The following is a 19006-nucleotide window of genomic DNA, read 5'->3' on the forward strand; positions in this document are numbered from 1 at the left end:
CCGCATGCTGGCCCCGATGACGACCTATCGGGGAGATACAGCCATGTCCGTAACCTTCGAAGCCCTGCCCACCGATCTTGTCGAGGCGCTCAGATCCGGGGCGCCGGATGCCAATGGCATGGCGGCCGAGCGGATGGTCTCCGACGGGCAGGGAATGCCCTGTCGTCACTGCCTGCGAAATGTACCCGCCGGTCGGGAGGCGCTGGTGCTGAACCACCGGCCGTTCGCCGCTCTGCACCCCTACGCGGAAAGCGGCCCGATTTTCCTCTGCGCCGACGCCTGTACGCCCGGCGACGGGCCGACGCCCGAGCTCCTGACCTATTCGCCGGATTTTCTTGTCAAAGCCTATAATGCGGAGGAGCGGATCATCTACGGCACCGGCGCGATCACCCCGGCTGAGGACGTGGCCAGCCGCTGCGAGACCCTGCTGCGCGATCCCGATGTCGCCTTCGTCGATGTGCGATCCGCGCGCAACAACTGCTTCCTGACCCGGGCGAAGCGGGCCTGATCAGGCGTTGGTGGAGGTCAGCGCCACGAACACGTCTTCCAGATCGGGCTCTTCCGTCGCCACGTCGCGGATCGTGATCCTGGCCTTGCGGACCGCTTCCAGGATCGCATTGGCCGAGACTTCCGACCGGTGATAGGTGAACACCAGCGCGCCGTCGTCGCGGGTCAGGCATTCCACCCCGCCCGGCACGTCGATCGGGCCCGAAGGCGCCTCGGGCGTGATGACAAGGGTCTTCGCATCCATCCGGGCCAACAGATTGTCCGTGCGGTCGCGGACGATCACCTCGCCATGATTGATGATCGCGATTTCGTCGCACATTTCCTGGGCTTCTTCCAGATAATGGGTCGTCAGGATGATCGTCATCCCTTCTTCGTTCAGGCGGCGGACATTGGCCCAGAGCATCTGCCGCAACTCGATATCCACGCCCGCGGTCGGTTCGTCCAGAACGAGGATTTGCGGATGATGGACGAGCGCCTTGCCCAGAAGCAGCCGCCGCCGCATCCCGCCCGAAAGCGATCTGGCATAGGCCTCCGCCTTGTCCTCCAGCCCGATCAGGCGCAGGATATCGTCCGTCCGGCGCTGTGCCTTGGGCACGCCGTAAAGCCCGGCCTGCACCTCCAGCGCGCCGCGCGGGGTAAAGAACGGATCGAGGTTCAGTTCCTGCGGCATCACTCCGATTGCGGCGCGGGACTGGCGCGGGTTCACGTCCTGATCGAAGCCCCAGATCCTGACCTTGCCCGAGGTTTTGTTGACCAGCCCGGCCAGGATGTTGATCATCGTCGATTTGCCTGCGCCATTCGGCCCGAGCAGCCCGAAGATCGACCCTTGGGGGATTGTCAGATCGATCCCTTTCAGCGCCTCTTTCGCCGGGCCGCTGCCGGCCGCCGCATAGGTCTTGCGCAGCCCCGTCAACTCGATCGCGTTGCCTGACATCTGGCCCCTCCTCCCCGGGCTTGCCCGAAAGGGGGCAACCTGCAATATGGACCCCGCACTTAGGCTGTAAGCCCCCGACGGGCAAGAACGAGGACGACCAAAATGACCCAGGATGCCCCCGAAACCGAGATTGTCACTCAATGGCGCGTGTCCTGTGACGGCGGGGAGGGTGCATTGGGGCATCCGCGGGTCTGGTTGCAGATCCCGCCCGACCGGGGCTGGGTCGAATGCGGCTATTGCGACAAGCGATACATCCATGAGGACTTCGCGGATCAGACCGGCAAGGGCTGATGCGGCGGACGCTGCGCCGCGTCGCGCTGGCGCCGGTGCTGACCATCTGCGCGTATCTGGCCGCAGCGATCATCGGCGCGCTGATCCCGGGGCCCGTGGCCGAGATGCCCCGCGACGGGGCGCAAAGCGTCGAGATCGGCCTGATAGGGGGCCCGATCCATTACGATTTCCTGCTGCCGGCCACGGCGGAAAGCCGCGCCGCCCTGTCTGACGCGGAGGCCGCGGGCGTTCCCGTCCGGCACACGCTGGTGGCGCATTTCCTGGTCGGTTGGGGCGCCCGCGCGTTCTACACCACTGCGGGCAGCTACGCGGACATCACCGGCACCGCGCTGGCCCGCGCGGTCGCCGGCGACGGCTCGGTTCTGCGGGTGGAGGCGTTGGGCATCGTGCCGCCGGGGTTCGACTATGCCCGGATATCCCTGACGCGGGCGCAATACGACGCGCTGCTGGCGGCCATCGCGGCAACCTCCACCGGTGTGCCCGTTCCCGGGGCAAGCTTCACTGAAGCCGACGGATTTCTGGAGGCGCGGGGGCGGTTTCACATATTTCGCACCTGCAACACCTGGATCAGCACCATGTTGCGCGCCGCCGGCGTGGAGGCCGGGATCTGGACGCCCACACCCTATGCGGTGCGCCTGTCGCTCTGGTGGCATCAAGGCTGAACCGCAGCGTCGGCGGGCCGCGCCGCCCGCCGACGCGCGGGTCCCCGAAAAAGGCAGTCGCGCAGAGCGCGGCACTTGGGTAGAACCAAGAGCATCAGCGTGGGAGACGGCAATGGCGGGCGACAAATTCGGCAAGGGACATCATCTGCACCTCGTGGACGGCTCGGCCTTCATCTTTCGCGCCTACCATGCGCTGCCGCCGCTGACGCGCAAATCCGACGGTCTGCCGGTCGGTGCGGTGAGCGGCTTTTGCAACATGATCCACAAGATGATCGAGGGGAACACCGGCCCCGATGCGCCGACCCATGCGGCGGTGGTGTTCGACAAGGGATCGCACACGTTCCGCAATGACATGTACGACCAGTACAAGGCCAACCGCGATGAAATGCCCGAGGATCTGCGCCCGCAAATCCCGCTGACGCGGGAGGCCACGCGCGCGTTCAACCTCGCCTGTCTGGAGTTGGAGGGCTACGAGGCCGACGACATCATCGCCACATTGGCGCGACAGGCGCGCGAGGCGGGCGGGCGCTGCACGATCATTTCGTCGGACAAGGACCTGATGCAGCTTGTCGGTGGCGGGGTCGAAATGCTGGACGCGATGAAGAACCTGCGCATCGACGCCGAGGGGGTCGAGGCCAAGTTCGGCGTCGGCCCGGACCGGGTGGTGGACGTGCAGGCGCTGGCGGGCGACAGCGTCGACAACATTCCCGGCGCGCCCGGGATCGGGGTGAAGACCGCCGCGCTTCTGATCAACGAATACGGAGATCTGGAGACGCTTCTGTCACGGGCGGACGAAATCAAGCAGCCCAAGCGGCGCGAGACGCTGATCGAGTTTGCCGAGCAGATCAGATTGTCGAAACGGCTGGTAACGCTCGACACGGAAACACCGATCGAGGTGACGCTGGAAGAGCTTGAGGTGAAGGACCCCGAGCCGGGCCCGCTGATGGCATTTCTGGCGGAAATGGAGTTTCGGACGCTCACCCGCCGGATCGCCGAGCAGATGGGTGTGGAAGCGCCCGAGATCGCCGATACACCCGCCCCCGTGGCCGAGGGCGCGCCGGAAGCCGTACCTTTCGACCATTCCGCCTATGAGATCGTGCGCGACATGGCCGCGCTGGAGGCGTGGATCGCCAGGGCCCATGCGGTGGGATATGTCGCGGTCGACACCGAAACCACCAGCCTGAACGAGATGACTGCCGATCTGGTGGGGGTATGCCTGTCGACGGAGGCCGGCGGCGCTTGCTACATTCCCGTGGGCCACCGGGAGGGCGGGGACGATCTTTTCGGCGGAGAGAAGCGGGTCGAGGGTCAACTGCCGCTGACCGATGTGCTGGATGCGCTGAAACCGATGCTCGAGGATCCCTCGGTCCTGAAAATCGGGCAGAACATGAAGTACGACGCCAAGATCCTTGCCCGCTACGGGGTGGATGTGGCGCCCATCGACGATACGATGCTGATGTCCTACGCGATGCATGCAGGGCTTCACGGGCACGGCATGGACACGCTCTCGGACCGCTATCTGGGGCATGAGCCGATCCCGATCAAATCCCTCCTGGGAAGCGGCAAATCGCAGATCACCTTTGCCGAGGTCGGCATCGCCGATGCGGCGCCCTATGCGGCGGAGGATGCGGATATCACGCTCCGCCTCTGGCAGCAGTTCAAGCCGGCCTTGCACCGGGCGCAGGTGACCACGGTCTATGAAACGCTGGAGCGCCCGCTGGTGCCCGTGCTGGCGCGCATGGAGATGGCCGGGATCAAGGTCGACCGCGATACGCTCAGCCGCATGTCGAACGCGTTCGCGCAGAAAATGGCCGGGCTGGAGCATGAGATCCATGCCCTGGCGGGGACGCCGTTCAACGTAGGCTCGCCCAAGCAATTGGGCGAGATCCTGTTCGATCAGATGGGGCTGGAGGGGGGCAAGAAGGGCAAGACCGGGGCATATGCCACGGGCGCCGACGTGCTGGAGGATTTGGCCGCGCAGGGCCATGATCTGCCCGCGCGGGTGCTGGACTGGCGACAGCTTTCCAAGCTGAAATCGACCTATACCGACGCCCTGCAGGACCATATCAACGCCGAGACCGGCCGGGTCCACACATCCTATTCCATCGCGGGCGCCAATACCGGGCGGCTGGCCTCGACCGATCCGAACTTGCAGAACATTCCGGTGCGCACCGAAGAGGGCCGGCGGATCCGGGAGGCGTTCATCGCAGAGCCGGGCAAGGTTCTGGTCTCGCTTGATTATTCACAGATCGAATTGAGGATCCTTGCCCATATCGCGGGGATCGACGCGTTGAAACAGGCGTTCAGGGAGGGCCAGGACATCCATGCGATCACTGCATCCGAGATGTTCAACGTGCCGCTTGACGAGATGACGCCGGATGTGCGCCGGCAGGCAAAGGCGATCAATTTCGGCGTGATCTACGGTATCTCCGGCTTCGGTCTGGCGCGCAATCTGCGCATTCCCCGGGCCGAGGCCCAGGGTTTCATCGACCGCTATTTCGAGCGGTTCCCCGGTATCCGCGACTACATGGATGCGACCAGGGATTTCGCGAAATCGAACGGCTATGTCCAGACGTTGTTCGGCCGCAAGATCCATACGCCCGAGATCAACGCCAAGGGGCCGAAGGCCAGCTTTGCCTATCGCGCGGCGATCAATGCGCCGATTCAGGGCACGGCGGCCGATGTGATCCGGCGTGCGATGATCCGCATGGAACACGCCATCGAGGGGTGCCCGGCCCGGATGCTTTTGCAGGTGCATGACGAATTGCTGTTCGAGGTGGAGGAGAACGCAGTGGACGATCTGATCGCCCGCGCCCGCGAGGTGATGGAGGCGGCCGCCGACCCGGCGGTGCAACTTTCGGTGCCGCTGACCGTGGATGCGGGGCAGGGGGCGAACTGGGCCCAGGCGCATTGAGGGCCGGGCGCGCAGAGGTGACGCGGGCCCTGCGCCTGCCGCGCGCATGACCGGGCCGGAGGATACACCCCTTGTGACCGTCAGGTCGCGCGCGGAGTTGCGTGACTGGCTGGCCCAGAACCATGCCACCGCCAGGACCGCCTGGCTTGCCACCTACAAGAAACATCACCCCGATTACCTGCCATGGGAGCAGGCGGTGGAAGAGTTGCTGTGCTGGGGCTGGGTCGATGCGCAAGTGGCCGCGCTGGACGCGGACCGGATGAAGCACCGCGTGGCCCCCCGCAACGAAAGCTCGGCCTGGTCGGCGGTCAACAAGGAGATCGTGGCGCGGATGCGGGCCGAGGGCCGGATGACGCCGGCGGGCGAGGCGAAGATCGCCGCCGCGGAGGCCAACGGCATGTGGCAGTTTCTGGACGATGTGGAGCGTCTGGAGGTGCCGGACGATCTTGCCGAGGCTCTGGGGCCGCTGATGCCCGTCTGGGACGGCTGGCCGCGCAGTGTGAAACGCGGCACGCTGGAATGGATCAAGACCGCCAAAACCGCGCCGACCCGCATCAGGCGCGTCGATGAAGTGGTCGAAAGCGCCCGCGCCGGATTGCGGCCCAGCCCGTTCCGGCGATAGCGCGACGCCCGGTCAGGCTTGACCCAGCCCCCGCCGCCCGGTCTGTTCGGTCGCGGGTAGCAAGGGGAGAGCATCCATGGGCACGCTGGTTTCCGTCATCGATGAACAGGGCCCGGTAGTGGAGCTGCGGCTGAACCGCCCCGAAAAGAAGAACGCGGTCACGCTGGAGCTTCTGGATGAGCTGGTGGAGCTGGGCGAGGCGCTGGCAGACCGGGACGACCTGCGCGCGGTCATCCTGACGGGGGAGGGCGGCGATTTCAGCGCCGGGATGGATACAGGCGTTCTGATGCAGATGGCGGGCAAGCTGGATCAGGTGAAGGCCCAGATGCTGGCCCCGCCCGAGGGCCGGACCGCCAACCGGTTTCAGCGCCCGGCGCAGGTCTGGATGGATCTGCCCGTGCCCGTGATCGCCGCCATCGAGGGCGTGTGTTTCGGCGCCGGATTGCAGATCGCGCTGGCGGCGGATTTCCGCATTGCCGCCCCGGAGGCCCGGCTGTCGATCATGGAGGCGAAATGGGGCCTGATCCCGGATATGGGCATCAGCCTGTCCCTGCCGCGCCTGATGCCGGTGGACCGGGCCAAGGCGCTGATCATGACGGGGCAGGTCTTGTCGGGCGAGGCGGCGCTGGCCGAGGGGCTGGTGACGCGGGTGGCCGCGGACCCGCTGGCCGCCGCGCGGACCCTTGCCGGCGAGCTTGCGGCGAAATCGCCCGATGCGGTGCGCGCGGCGAAGGTGCTGGCCGATGCGCTCTGGGCCGGGGAGACGGAGGCCGATCTGGCGCTGGAGGCGCGCCTTCAGGCCGGGTTGCTTGGGGCGCCGAACCAGATCGAGACGGTGATGGCGCAGATGCAGAAGCGCAAGCCGGACTACCGGTAGCCGGCATCGAAACGGGCAGCGCCGGTTCCGGCGCCGCCCGTTTTGCAGCAGGTTCTTCCTTTGCGACCGAAGCCCGCGATCAGGCCAGCATCACCATCGGATTTTCCAGATTGTCGACGATGGCTTGCAGCAGTTCTGCGCCAAGCGCCCCGTCGATGACCCGGTGATCGACGCTGAGCGTGACCGACATCACGGTGGCCACGGCCAGTTCGCCATCCTTGCCGACGACCGGTTTCTTGACGCCCGCGCCAACCGCAAGGATCGCGCCATGGGGTGGATTGATGACCGCGTCGAAATTGTCGATGCCGAACATGCCGAGATTGGAGATCGCGAAGGTGCCGCCCTGATACTCATGCGGTGCCAGTCTGCGTTCCCGCGCGCGGGCGGCGAGATCCTTCATCTCCGTCGAGAGGGCGGACAGGGATTTCATCTCCGCGTCTTTCAGAACCGGGGTGAACAGGCCGCCCTCGATGGCGACGGCCACCGCCACATCGGAGGGTTTCAGTCGCAGCATGCGATCGTTGGCCCAGACCGCGTTGGCCGCCGGAACCTGTTGCAGCGCGTTGGCGCAGGCCTTGATGATGAAATCATTGACGCTGAGTTTCACGCCGCGGGCTTCGAGTTGCTTGTTGAGCTGGCCGCGGAAGGCCAGAAGCGCATCGAGTTGGATATCCCGGCGCAGGTAGAAATGCGGGATCGTCTGTTTCGCCTCGGTCAGGCGGGCGGCCACGGTCTTGCGCATCCCGTCCAGCTTGACCTCTTCGAACTCGCGGCCCTCGTACATCTTGAGCACGGTTTCGGTGGCCGGACCGGTGGGCATCGCCCCTCCGGCCGCCGCGGCGGCCGCGGGGGCCGCCGAGGGCGCGCTGGCGGGCGCGTCCGCCCTGGGGGCGGCGGTGGCGTTTTCCACATCCGATTTCACGATGCGGCCTTTGGGGCCGGACCCTTTGATCGCGGCCAGGTCAAGGCCCTTGTCCGCCGCGATCCGCCGTGCCAGCGGGCTGGCGAAGATGCGCGCGCCATCGCCCGATGTGGGGGCGGCGGGGGCGGGCGTGGCCTCCGTCGCGCCACGGCCATGGCCCTTGGCGGGGGCGGTCTGCTCCGATGCCTCCGCCGGTGCGGTCTCCGATGACGTCTCCGCCGGTTTGGGCGCGCTGTCGGTGCTGCCGATATCGTCCGCGCTTTCGCCATCGGCCAGAAGCACGGCGATGGGGCTGTTGACCTTGACGTTCTCGGTGCCCTCCGCGACGAGGATCTTGCCGATCACGCCGTCATCCACCGCCTCGAATTCCATCGTGGCCTTGTCGGTCTCGATCTCGGCCAGAAGGTCGCCGGAACTGACCTCGTCGCCCTCCTTGACCAGCCATTTGGCGAGCGTGCCTTCCTCCATCGTGGGGCTGAGGGCGGGCATCAGAATTTCGGTAGGCATCGCTTAACTCTCCTCTGCCAGCGCCAGGCCGTCATATGGCGCGCGCGGGGTCTTTCCATTGGCCAGAACGCGGGCCGCATCGACCAGCGCGTGTTGATTGGCCGCAATCCATTCATAGGCTTCGGTGTGGCTGACACGGGCGTCCCGGCCGTATTCCGAGGACAGGAGCGCATCGCCGACCCACAGTTCGACCGGCGGCTTGCCGTCCAGATCGACGGCGACCCGGTAGGCCGCTCCGTCTTTGGTTTTGCCAAGCACATCCATCCGATCAGCGATAGGTCACTTGCTTCACCGCCGCGATCACCTCGTCGGTGGTGACCAGCGCGTGTTTCTCAAGATTCGCCGCATAGGGCATCGGCACATCCTTGCCCGTGCAGTTGATCACCGGTGCGTCAAGGTAATCGAAGGCGTTTTCCATGATATAGGCCGACAGGTGATTGCCGATGGCGCCCACGGGGAAACCTTCCTCCACGGTCACGCAGCGGTTGGTTTTCTGCACGCTCGCGATCACCGTGTCATAGTCGAGCGGGCGCAGCGTGCGCAGATCGACCACTTCGGCCTCGATCCCATCCTCGGCCAGCTTCTCGGCCGCTTCCAGGGCATAGGTCATGCCGATGCCGAAGCTGACGATTGTCACATCGCCCCCCTCGCGCCAGATCCGGGCCTTGCCGAAGGGCACGGTGAAATCGTCCATCACCGGGACGTCGAAGCTGCGGCCATACAGGATCTCGTTTTCCAGGAAGATCACCGGGTTCGGGTCGCGGATCGCTGTTTTCAGCAACCCCTTGGCGTCGGAGGCGGAGTAGGGCATCGCCACTTTCAGGCCCGGAACGCTGGAGTACCATGCCGCGTAATCCTGGCTGTGCTGCGCGCCGACGCGCGCGGCGGCGCCGTTGGGCCCCCGGAACACCATCGGTGCCCCCATCTGGCCGCCGGACATGTAAAGCGTCTTGGCGGCCGAATTGATGATCTGGTCCATCGCCTGCATGGCGAAGTTGAAGGTCATGAACTCGACGATGGGGCGCAGGCCGCCGAACGCCGCGCCGACGCCGATGCCGGCGAAGCCATGCTCGGTGATCGGCGTGTCGATGACGCGCTTGGCGCCGAACTCGTCCAGCAGCCCCTGGGAGATCTTGTAGGCGCCCTGATACTCGGCCACCTCCTCGCCCATCAGGAACACCGTGTCGTCGCGGCGCATTTCCTCGGCCATGGCATCGCGGAGCGCTTCGCGGACGGTCGTCTGCTTCACCTCGGTGCCCTCGGGCCAGTCCGGTTCCATCTTCCGCGCCTGGGCCGGCGTCGCGGGGGCGGGGTGGTCCATGCCGGCGGCCGGCTCATCCTCGGAAGACCGGGCCTTTTCTACCGGCGCCGGCTGCTGCGGCTGCTGGCTGCTTTCCACGGTCGCGCTGTCGGCGTCCTCGCCCTCGTCCAGCAGCACGGCGATGGGGCTGTTCACCTTCACGCCCTCGGTGCCTTCCTCGACAAGGATCTTGCCCATGACACCTTCGTCCACGGCTTCGAATTCCATCGTCGCCTTGTCGGTTTCGATTTCGGCCAGAATGTCGCCGGACGAGACGGTATCGCCTTCCTTTACCAGCCATTTGGCCAGCGTGCCTTCCTCCATCGTCGGAGAGAGCGCCGGCATGAGAATTTCGGTTGCCATGGGTAGTCGTCCTTCAGTCGGGCGCGGCGCAGCGGGACGCGAGCGCGCGGATATCGTCGAGCACGAACTCGGCCCGGGAGCCGGCCATCGGGCCGCCCACAACGAGCGAGGCCGAGGGCGCGTCGTCCCGGGCGGGATGTTCGAGCGTGATGGTGCAGGCGGTGTCGGAGCAGGTCGCGCCCTGCTGGGTCCAGGAAGCGCGGGTTTCGGGCTCGGTCGTGGTCAGCGTGATATCGACCATCACCGGCTCCGCGCCGTCGCGAAGAAACAGGTTGATCTGCGCGATGTCCAGCGTATCGACCGTGCCCATCTCGTTGATGTCGGTGCGGATGTCGGCATAGTCGATCGGGGTGCGGGTCGTGCGCTCGGCCCCGTCCGAATACACTTGGGTCATGGTCGCGGTGGCTGTGCAGCCGTCGTTTTCATATCCGAACAGGATCGAACCGTCATTGCTCTGCCCGTTGAGATAGGACGCCATGCGGGCATCGGTGGTCTGGGCCAAGACGACCGCAGGCACCGCCAGCGCGAGGCCAAGCATCGGGGCGGCACGCATCATGCGGACGCCTCCTGCGGGACCTCATCGGCATAGATGTCGGTCCAAAGCTCGTCCAGCGCCGGTTCCGGGCTTTCCTTGGCGAACTCCGCCGCCTCGTTCACGATCGCCTTGATGTCCTTGTCGATGGCCTTCAGATCGTCCTCGGTCGCGTGTTTGCCCTGCAGGAGCAGCTCGCGCACATGTTCGATCGCGTCGCGTTCCTCGCGCATTTTCTGAACTTCTTCGCGGGTGCGATACTTGGCCGGGTCCGACATGGAGTGCCCGCGATAGCGGTAGGTCTTGATTTCGAGGATGTAGGGGCCCTTGCCCGCGCGGCAGTGCGCCACGGCCTTTTCGCCCGCGGCCTTCACGGCCAGCACATCCATCCCGTCCACCTCCTCGCCGGGGATGCCATAGGCCGCCCCGCGTTCCCAGTAGGATGGCGATTTGGTGGAGCGTTTGGTGGAGGTGCCCATGGCGTACTGGTTGTTCTCGATCACGAAAACCACCGGAAGGTCCCAGAGCTCTGCCATGTTGTAGGCCTCATAGACCTGCCCCTGGTTGGCCGCGCCATCGCCGAAATAGGTGAAGGTCACGCGATCATTGCCAAGGTACTTGTCGGCGAAGGCGAGGCCCGCTCCGATCGGCACCTGCGCGGCAACGATGCCATGGCCGCCGTAGAAATGCTTCTCTTTCGAGAACATGTGCATCGAGCCGCCCTTGCCCTTGGAATAGCCGCCCTCGCGCCCGGTCAATTCGGCCATCACCCCCTTGGGGTCCATGCCGCAGGCGAGCATATGGCCATGGTCGCGGTAGGATGTGACGCGCTTGTCACCCTCCTCGGCGGCGGCCTCAAGGCCCACGACGACCGCTTCCTGACCGATATAGAGGTGGCAGAACCCGCCGATCAGGCCCATGCCGTAAAGCTGGCCGGCCTTTTCCTCGAATCTGCGGATCAGCAGCATCTCGCGGTAATATTCCAGCAGCTCCTCGGCGGAAACATTTGGTTTCGCGGCAGTTTTTGCCGTTGTCTTCCGTGCGGCCATGCGAACGGCTCCTCCAGCCTTGGGCAGATAGTTTAGCGTTGAACTATCGTTAGCAAAGGATTTGAGGAATTGCACCAGTGGAATTCGACGTTGCGTCAAAGCGTCGTGCGGCGGGCATCCGCGCTAGGGCAACACGATCTCGTCTGCGCGCATGTACCCCAGAACGGTGCGGGCCTGTTCGTCCAGCAGATCCAGGTCGAGATACTCGTCCGACATGCGCCGGGTCAGTATCTCCATCTCGGCGGTTTCCTCGCGCAGCATGGCAAGCTCTTCAGTCAGGCTCGCCACTTCCGCCTCTACCTGTATCCGATGGAACAGGCCATAGTTTCCCTGCACTGCGGAAAAGGTGAAATACGCCCCCACAAGCAGAAGCACCATCGGGATCAACAGCCCGGAAGCGGAGCGTTTTTTGGTCATCTGGTCGTGTTGCCTCAATGCCGCGCGGTCTCTGTCGGATCGCTGCACGGGGGAGATTCGCATATCTGCTTTGAAAAGGGAATCCCTTGAAAACAGATTGTTGCGCTATAATGACAAGGGAAAGGTGATCATGATCGATCCGCAATCGCATCTGCCGACCCATGAGGTCACCAATCAGCCGCCGGGCCCGCCCGAACGGCATCTCTGGCATGACGATCCGGTGTTGCGCAGCTACGCCGATGCGGATGCGGCCCCCTATGCGGAGATGTTGAGCCAACCGGACTGGACCGAGATCGCCCGGCAGGCGCAGCATCCGGGCCCCGAACTTCGGCTCTTCGATGCGGGCGGCCGGCGTCTGGACGAGGTGCGTTTCGCGCCCGCGTATCATCGCTTGTTACAGGCGGGGCTCGCGGCCGGATACGCGGGCGGGCCATGGACCGGCGGCAGCCATCTGAGCCATGCGGCGATGGTCTATCTCCATTCCCAGGTGGAGCCCGGCACCTGCTGCCCGATGACGATGACCTATGCGGCGATCCCGGTGCTGGCGAACACGCCTCTGGCCGCGGAGTGGGTGCCGAAACTCTCCGCGCGGGAGCATGATCCGGCGATTGCCCCGATCGGCGGCAAGCGGGCCGCGACGCTTGGCATGGCGATGACGGAAAAACAGGGCGGATCGGACGTGCGGACCAACACCACCCGCGCCGAGCGCGACGGGGCGGTCTATCGCCTGACCGGGCACAAGTGGTTCTGTTCCGCGCCCATGTCCGACGGGTTTCTGACATTGGCGCAGGCGCCCGGCGGTCTCAGCTGCTTTCTGGTGCCCCGCTGGCTGGAGACGGGCCGCAACGGCATCCATCTGCTGCGTCTGAAGGACAAGCTGGGCAACCGCGCGAACGCCTCCGCCGAAATCGAGTATCACGGCGCGCAGGCCCATCTGATCGGCGAGGAGGGGGAGGGCGTTCAGCGGATCATCGAAATGGTGCATCACACCCGGCTGGACACGGCGCTGGCGCCCGCGGGGCTGATGCGCGCGGCTCTGACCCATCTGCACCACTGGGTGTCCCATCGCCGGGTGTTCCAGCGTAGCCTGATCGATCAGCCGCTGATGCGGAGCCTTCTGGCCGATCTGGTTCTCGACTGGGAAGGGGCCACCGCGCTCGGTCTGCGCGTGGCGCGCGCGTTCGACGGTGACCGCTCCGAGGATCGCGCCTTTGCCCGGATCGGTGTGGCGCTGGCGAAATACATCAACAACAAGCTTTGCCCGCGCGTGGTGGTGGAGGCGATGGAGGGGCTGGGCGGCATGGGCTATGTGGAGGACACGCCCCTGCCGATGCTCTACCGGGAGGCGCCGTTGAACGGGATCTGGGAAGGGTCGGGCAATGTGATCTGCCTCGATATCCTGCGGACGCTGGCGCGGGACGGGCTGGCCGCGGCGACATTGGGCGAGGAACTGGAGGCCGCGCGCGGCGCCGACCGGGCCTATGACGCGGCGCTGGCCGACCATCGCGCGCGCTGGCCGGTCCTGCCGGAGGAGGCGGAGGCGCGGTGGTATGCCGAGCGTCTGGCGCTTCTGCTGACCGCGTCGGTCCTGCTGCGCCATGCGCCGGGCGCGGTCGCCGACGGGTTTTGCGCGACCCGGCTGGCCGGGATGCGGGGCCATGTGGCCGGAAGCGTCGGCGGATTGGACATGGACGCGCTGATCGCGCGGCTGGGGCGGTAGCGGGCCGCCCTGCCACGGCCCTGTCCCGTCATGCCGAGAGGGGAATGGCGCGCCCGACCCCGCAGGCTCGGCGCTAGCCGGCGACGGAGGCCGCGTAGATCGTATCGATCGATTTGCCGATGGCGGCGTTGAACTCCGCATCCGATTGCCGGGCCGACAGACCTTCGGTCAGGGCGCGGGAAAAGCTTGCGATGACGCCGGTGTTCTGCGCCAGTTTCGCGTTCGCCTCGTCCCGCGAATAGCCGCCGGACAGCGCCACGACCCGCATCACGGCGGGATGCTCCACCAGCGGTTTGTAGAGGTTGGGCTGGTCCGGCAGGGTCAGTTTCAGCATCACCTGCCGGCCTTCGGGCAGGGCGTCGAGATGCCGGGTAAGCTCGGCCAGGAGGATCTCCTCGGCGCGCGCCTTGTCGGCGATGGAGATCGTCACTTCCGGCTCGATGATCGGCATCAGGCCCTTGGCCGAAATCCGCGCCGCGATCTCGAACTGCTGCGCCACGTTGGCGGCAATCCCGTTTTCCGAGGCCGCATTGATGACCGAGCGCATCTTGGTCCCGAAAATGCCGGCGGCGACCGCGCGGTCAAGCAGGGCGTCAAGATCGGGAATGGGCTTCATCAGCTGGACGCCATCGGCCTCCTCCTCAAGGCCCTTGTCGATTTTCAGAAACGGCACGACGCGCCGGTCCTCCCACAGAAACCGCGCCGAGGGCTTGCCGCCGATCTCCCGGTCCATCGTCATCTCGAACAGGATCGCCCCGATCACCTTGTCGCCGGTGAAGGCCGGGGCCTGGGCGATGCGGGCGCGCATCTGGTGGATCAGGTCGAACATCTCCGCCTCCGAGCCATAGGCGTCCTCCTCGACCCCGTAGAGACACAACGCCTTGGGCGTGGAGCCGCCGCTTTGGTCCAGCGCGGCGATGAAACCGGGGGCCGAGGTCATTTGGGCGGCTTGGGCATCGGTCATGGGGACAGGGCCTTTCGTTGGAGGAAACGGGTGACCCCGTGCTTATGCGCTGCGGCGGCGGCGGGCAAGATTGGTGGCGCTAACGACGCGCCGGACCGGTTGCCCGCCGCGTCCGTTCACGGCGCGCGGTAGCGGCTGGCCAGATCGAGCGCGATCCAGTCCGCCAGCGCCGCGCGTTGGGTTTCGGCGCTCAGATCGGACCAGAAGGCCGCAACCGCGGGCCCGCGGGCGCCAAAGCGCGCCTCGATCTCCTCGCGGAGCGCCGTGGCACCGATATCGCCCGCGGCTTCGGCCAGAAGCGCATAGTAATAGGCCCGCGCATAGGCCCGTGGCGCACCCAGACCCGTGAAATGGGCCAGCGCCAGCGCCCTGAGATCGCGCGGGTCGGTGCCGGTGCCAAGCGCATCGGCGGGGCTGCCGGTCAGATTGACGTTCTGCGCGGCGATGACGGTCGGCGTGGTCAGCCGCGCCTCCAGCGCGTCAAGCATCGAAATGGCCCCGGGCACTTCGGCGGCGGTGGCGCGCAGCGCGTGGCCATAGGCGGTTTCCGGGTCGGTCCGGGCCAGCGCATTGGCCACCAGACCGGCGGCTTCGGCGGCGCGGTCATCGTCACTGCCGAGGACCGGGGCCAGAAGCTCGGGCACAAGCGCGGTGGCCAGCGGCACGCCGTCTCCGGACATCAGCGCCCGGGCCAGATCGAGCCGCTCGGCGATGGTCAGGTCGCCGCCGTCGATCTGCGACAGAAGGCCGGTGTCGATCAGGCGCGACCGCGACAGGGGCGTCATCCGTGCATCCAGCGCCAGCGCCGAGATCAGACCGTGGGGTTTGGCGTAGGTGTCGGGTTCCAGCACGATGCCACCGGGTGGCAGATCGGCCTCGATGGTGATTTCGCCCGGGTCGCGGACATAGGCCTCCACCTGCGTCATCAGCGCGTCGATGAAGTTGCGTTCGATGGCGCTGAGATTGCGGGTGCCGCCTTCGGAAAGGGCCTGGGTCAGCTGCTCGTTCCCGAGGGCGCGGATGGTTTCGGGCGCGCGCAGGTTTTCCGGCAGCAATTGCGACAAGGCGGCCCATCCGCCGGTGTCGCGCAGGCTGGCCACGGCCCGCGTGACACGGAAGGCGGGATCGCCCGATTGCCCGAACTCACCCGGCCGCGGCAGGAAGGTCCCGGCGGCCGAGACATCCAGAATGGCCACCCCGTTCAGCGCCGCGGACAGATCGAAAAGCGTGGCGCCGGTGCCATAGACGTAATCGGCGGTCAGGGTCAGCCGGTCGAGCGTGATGGCATTGAAACCGGCCGTGCGAAGCCCGAGCGATGCCTCCGGCGGCAGGCAGGCGATGGCGGCATTGGCCCCGATCAGCGTCAGCGCAACCTCGGAGGAGACGGCGAAAGGCTCCGACAGGTCGGAGCTGAGCACGGCCCGTTCCACGGTGATCTCGCATTGCCCGGCGCGGTCATAGGGCAGGCGGGGGCGGGCGGTGACACCGGACAGGGACAACGTGCCGCGCAGGACATCGGTGGACAGATACTCGTATTCGAGCTCCATCTGGGTCCGGATCGCGGCAATGCCGACATTGGCGAGTGCCGTTGCCAGACGATCGGGCGCGAAAATCTCGCCATAGCCCGGGCGTGGGTCGCCCTCTTGGGCGGCGGCAGGCAGGCTCAGCGCGGCGGCGACAAGTGCTGCCCGCGGCAGCATGGTGAAAAGACGCATGAAAAATCTCCCCTCAGAAATGTCCGGGGCAGAGAGTACCGCAGAATTGCCGTTTGGTAAGGGGGGTTTCACTTACCCTGCCTGGCACCGGGCCTGTCGCGCGCGGCCGGCCCGGCTTCACCCTTCCAGCGCGGCGACGCCGGGCAGGGTCTTGCCCTCCATCCATTCCAGAAACGCGCCACCGGCGGTGGAGATGTAGGTGAAGCGATCCGCCGCGCCAGCCTGGTTCAGGGCCGCGACCGTGTCGCCGCCGCCCGCCACGGTGATCAGATCGCCCGCGGCGGTCAGGCGTGCCGCGGCGTCGGCGGCGCGATTGGTGGCGGCATCGAACGGCTTCAGCTCGAACGCGCCAAGCGGGCCGTTCCAGATCAGCGTTTTGGAGGCCCCGAACACCGCCTCCAGCGCCGCGACGGTCTGCGGTCCGGCATCCAGGATCATCGCGTCCTCCGGGCAGGCGTCGGCGGGCAGGGTCTCGTGCGGGGCCTCGGCGGCGAACGCGCGCGCGACGACGATATCCTTGGGCAGATGGATCGTGCAGCCTGCGGCGTCGGCCTTCGCCAGCACGTCACGGGCGGTTCCGGCCATGTCCTTTTCGGCCAGAGAGGTGCCGATTTCATGGCCCTGCGCATACAGGAAGGTGTTCGCCATGCCGCCGCCGATCACCAGATGATCGACCTTTGCCACGAGGTTGCCGAGCAGATCGAGCTTGGTGGAGACCTTGGCGCCCCCCACCACGGCCACAACCGGGCGCTTGGGGGTGCCAAGGGCGGCCTCCAGCGCGCTCAGTTCGGCCTGCATCAGTCGCCCGGCGCAGGCCGGCAGAAGCCGGGCCACGGCCTCGGTCGAGGCATGGGCGCGATGGGCGGCGGAAAAGGCATCGTTGCAGTAGATATCGGCAAGGGAGGCGAGGCGGGCGGCGAAATCGGGGTCGTTCTTCTCTTCCCCGGGGCGAAGCGGATATTCTCCAGAAGCAGGATATCGCCCGGCTGCATCGCCTGCACCGCCGCGCCATAGTCGCCGTCGGCGAAGGTGACCGGCTGCCCAAAGGCCTTTTGCAGCGCCGGCAGAAGCTGGCGCAGGCTCATCTCGGGAACGACCTTGCCCTTGGGGCGGCCGAAATGCGCGACCAGAACGGGCAGGCCACCCTTGGCGAGGATGTCCTTCACCGTGGGCAGGATCCGGTCGATCCGCGTGGTGTCGGTGACCTCGCCGTTTTCGACGGGTACGTTGATATCCACCCGCGTCAGTACGCGCTTGCCCGACAGGTCCAAATCGTCAAGGGTTTTCCAGGTCATGTCACGCTCCTTCCGGCCGGGGGCCGCCTCTTTGAAACCGGCGCGGGGGCCGGGCGTTCCGAAGAAACCGATCTCCCTGCACCTGTCAGAGATATCTGCCCATTTCAACGGCGGTATCGGCCATCCGGCAGGAGAAGCCCCATTCGTTGTCATACCAGCTGAGCACGCGGCACATGTTGCCGTCCATCACCTTGGTCTGGTCGGTGGCGAAGATCGAGGAATGCGGGTCATGGTTGAAATCCATCGACACCAGCTTGTCGTCGGTGACGCCGAGAATGCCTTTCAGCGGGCCATCGGCAGCGGCGGCATGGATCGCGGCGTTGATCTCATCGGGGCTTGTGTCGCGCCCGGCCTCGAAGGTCAGGTCGACGACCGAAACGTTCGGCGTGGGCACGCGGATCGCCACCCCGTCAAGCTTGCCGGACAGCTCCGGCAGGACAAGGCCCACTGCCTTCGCCGCGCCGGTCGAGGTCGGGATCATGCTCATCGCGGCGGCCCGCGCGCGGTAGAGATCCTTGTGCATCGTGTCGAGCGTCGGCTGGTCGCCGGTATAGGAATGGATCGTCGTCATGAACCCGCGCTTGATACCTATCGTGTCATTCAGCACCTTGGCCACGGGGGCAAGGCAATTGGTGGTGCAGGAGGCGTTCGAAACGACGATCTTGTCGCCGTCCAGCAGCTCGTGGTTGACCCCATAGACAATGGTCGCGTCCGCGTTCTTGCCGGGGGCCGAGATCAGCACCCGGCTGGCGCCGTTCTCCAGATGCGCCTGGCAGGCCTCCTTCGAATTGAAGATGCCGGTGCATTCCAGAACGATATCCACGTCCGACCACGGCAGATCGGCGGGGTTGCGGATGGCGGTGACGGCGATCGGGCCGCGGCCCACATCGATGCTGTCGTCGGTGGTCGTGACGGTGGCGGGAAACCGCCCGTGAACGCTGTCGAACCGCAGCAGATGGGCATTGGTCTCGACTGGCCCCAGATCGTTGATCGCGATCACCTCGATATCGGTGCGGCCCTGCTCGATGATGGCGCGCAGCACGTTGCGCCCGATCCGTCCAAACCCGTTGATTGCAACTTTGACGGCCATGATCTGTCTCCTCGCCATGTAACTCTGGATGCTCTCGGTGCCATTATGCAGATCGTGTTGGGGAATGGCACATGTTAGCGGTAACAGTCCGCTTGTAACGGTATGATGTCGGGATGGAAAGACCGGCTAGCGCCAGAAGGCCATCCAGTCGAGGAGGCGCAGGAGCAACTCCCCGAGAATCAGGTGCAGATCCCAGTCGAAGACCAGAAAATCGGCGGCGAAAACGGTGAGGATGATGGCCGCCAGCCAGAGCGCGAGCGTATTGGTCATCTGGGCAGGGTCCCGGGGCTGATCCGTCGCGGCAGACTGGTCCGGGCCGGGGCCG

At 66.1% G+C, this 19006-nt stretch carries 18 protein-coding genes and 1 pseudogene; 7 read left to right on the top strand and 12 right to left on the bottom strand.

The window, feature by feature from the left end:
• The first annotated feature begins 43 nt into the window (after window positions 1-43).
• The gene (locus tag ACQ651_RS03445; protein WP_430448317.1) at window positions 44-508 is read left to right on the top strand and encodes a DUF1203 domain-containing protein; all 465 of its coding nucleotides are present in this window, start codon (window positions 44-46) and stop codon (window positions 506-508) included.
• On the opposite strand, the gene ACQ651_RS03450 is transcribed toward ACQ651_RS03445, so the two are convergent.
• Window positions 509-1441 carry an ABC transporter ATP-binding protein gene (locus tag ACQ651_RS03450; protein ID WP_227285336.1) on the bottom strand — a complete coding sequence of 311 codons (933 nt, stop codon included), beginning with the start codon at window positions 1439-1441 and terminating at the stop codon, window positions 509-511. It lies immediately after the preceding gene.
• Window positions 1442-1543: 102 nt separating this feature from the next.
• Here ACQ651_RS03450 and ACQ651_RS03455 point away from each other — a divergent pair, with 102 nt between their 5' ends.
• From ACQ651_RS03455 to ACQ651_RS03475, 5 genes are all read left to right on the top strand, one after another.
• Complete coding sequence (locus ACQ651_RS03455; protein ID WP_227285337.1) at window positions 1544-1732, top strand: zinc-finger domain-containing protein; 189 nt, start codon at window positions 1544-1546, stop codon at window positions 1730-1732.
• A complete protein-coding gene (locus ACQ651_RS03460; RefSeq protein WP_430448319.1) occupies window positions 1732-2394 on the top strand; it encodes a DUF2459 domain-containing protein in 663 nt (220 codons plus the stop codon). Before ACQ651_RS03455 ends, ACQ651_RS03460 begins: the two co-directional genes overlap by 1 nt.
• 112 nt (window positions 2395-2506) lie before the next feature.
• Window positions 2507-5308, top strand: a complete 2802-nt coding sequence (gene polA / locus ACQ651_RS03465; protein WP_430448320.1) for a DNA polymerase I — start codon at window positions 2507-2509, stop codon at window positions 5306-5308.
• Between the two features lie 73 nt (window positions 5309-5381).
• Window positions 5382-5930, top strand: a complete 549-nt coding sequence (locus ACQ651_RS03470; protein WP_375552738.1) for a YdeI/OmpD-associated family protein — start codon at window positions 5382-5384, stop codon at window positions 5928-5930.
• Window positions 5931-6006: 76 nt separating this feature from the next.
• Window positions 6007-6807, top strand: coding sequence for a crotonase/enoyl-CoA hydratase family protein (locus ACQ651_RS03475; RefSeq protein WP_227285341.1), 801 nt, complete (start codon window positions 6007-6009; stop codon window positions 6805-6807).
• Between the two features lie 79 nt (window positions 6808-6886).
• Here ACQ651_RS03475 and ACQ651_RS03480 read toward each other — a convergent pair whose 3' ends face one another.
• From ACQ651_RS03480 to ACQ651_RS03505, 6 genes are all read right to left on the bottom strand, one after another.
• Window positions 6887-8236 carry a pyruvate dehydrogenase complex dihydrolipoamide acetyltransferase gene (locus ACQ651_RS03480; protein WP_430448322.1) on the bottom strand — a complete coding sequence of 450 codons (1350 nt, stop codon included), beginning with the start codon at window positions 8234-8236 and terminating at the stop codon, window positions 6887-6889.
• A gap of 3 nt (window positions 8237-8239) precedes the next feature.
• Window positions 8240-8494 carry a hypothetical protein gene (locus tag ACQ651_RS03485; RefSeq protein WP_430448324.1) on the bottom strand — a complete coding sequence of 85 codons (255 nt, stop codon included), beginning with the start codon at window positions 8492-8494 and terminating at the stop codon, window positions 8240-8242.
• A gap of 10 nt (window positions 8495-8504) precedes the next feature.
• Window positions 8505-9899 (bottom strand): pyruvate dehydrogenase complex E1 component subunit beta, encoded by a 1395-nt coding sequence (locus ACQ651_RS03490; protein WP_227285344.1) that lies wholly within the window; start codon window positions 9897-9899, stop codon window positions 8505-8507.
• Window positions 9900-9912: 13 nt separating this feature from the next.
• Entirely contained in the window at window positions 9913-10455 is a 543-nt protein-coding gene (locus ACQ651_RS03495) for a hypothetical protein (RefSeq protein ID WP_430448326.1), read from the bottom strand.
• Complete coding sequence (gene pdhA / locus ACQ651_RS03500) at window positions 10452-11480, bottom strand: pyruvate dehydrogenase (acetyl-transferring) E1 component subunit alpha (protein ID WP_227285346.1); 1029 nt, start codon at window positions 11478-11480, stop codon at window positions 10452-10454. The genes ACQ651_RS03495 and pdhA overlap by 4 nt, the downstream gene beginning before the upstream one ends.
• 123 nt (window positions 11481-11603) lie before the next feature.
• Window positions 11604-11897 (bottom strand): FtsB family cell division protein, encoded by a 294-nt coding sequence (locus ACQ651_RS03505; protein ID WP_121898210.1) that lies wholly within the window; start codon window positions 11895-11897, stop codon window positions 11604-11606.
• A gap of 130 nt (window positions 11898-12027) precedes the next feature.
• Here ACQ651_RS03505 and ACQ651_RS03510 point away from each other — a divergent pair, with 130 nt between their 5' ends.
• Complete coding sequence (locus ACQ651_RS03510; RefSeq protein WP_430448327.1) at window positions 12028-13617, top strand: acyl-CoA dehydrogenase family protein; 1590 nt, start codon at window positions 12028-12030, stop codon at window positions 13615-13617.
• Window positions 13618-13690: 73 nt separating this feature from the next.
• Here the strand turns inward: ACQ651_RS03510 and ACQ651_RS03515 are convergent, their stop codons facing one another.
• From ACQ651_RS03515 to ACQ651_RS03535, 5 genes and pseudogenes are all read right to left on the bottom strand, one after another.
• Window positions 13691-14581: a fructose bisphosphate aldolase gene (locus ACQ651_RS03515; protein WP_430448328.1), complete on the bottom strand. Its 891-nt coding sequence runs from the start codon at window positions 14579-14581 to the stop codon at window positions 13691-13693.
• A gap of 116 nt (window positions 14582-14697) precedes the next feature.
• On the bottom strand, window positions 14698-16296 hold the full coding sequence (locus ACQ651_RS03520) for a hypothetical protein (RefSeq protein WP_227285349.1): 1599 nt from the start codon (window positions 16294-16296) through the stop codon (window positions 14698-14700).
• Between the two features lie 117 nt (window positions 16297-16413).
• A pseudogene (locus ACQ651_RS03525) lies at window positions 16414-17591 on the bottom strand (phosphoglycerate kinase).
• An 85-nt stretch (window positions 17592-17676) separates the two neighbouring features.
• Window positions 17677-18681 carry a type I glyceraldehyde-3-phosphate dehydrogenase gene (gene gap / locus ACQ651_RS03530; RefSeq protein WP_227285351.1) on the bottom strand — a complete coding sequence of 335 codons (1005 nt, stop codon included), beginning with the start codon at window positions 18679-18681 and terminating at the stop codon, window positions 17677-17679.
• Between the two features lie 126 nt (window positions 18682-18807).
• On the bottom strand, window positions 18808-18951 hold the full coding sequence (locus tag ACQ651_RS03535; protein ID WP_227285352.1) for a hypothetical protein: 144 nt from the start codon (window positions 18949-18951) through the stop codon (window positions 18808-18810).
• Window positions 18952-19006 lie beyond the last annotated feature (55 nt).

It is taken from the genome of Rhodophyticola sp., from assembly GCF_965284195.1.
Taxonomy (GTDB): Bacteria; Pseudomonadota; Alphaproteobacteria; order Rhodobacterales; family Rhodobacteraceae; genus Rhodophyticola.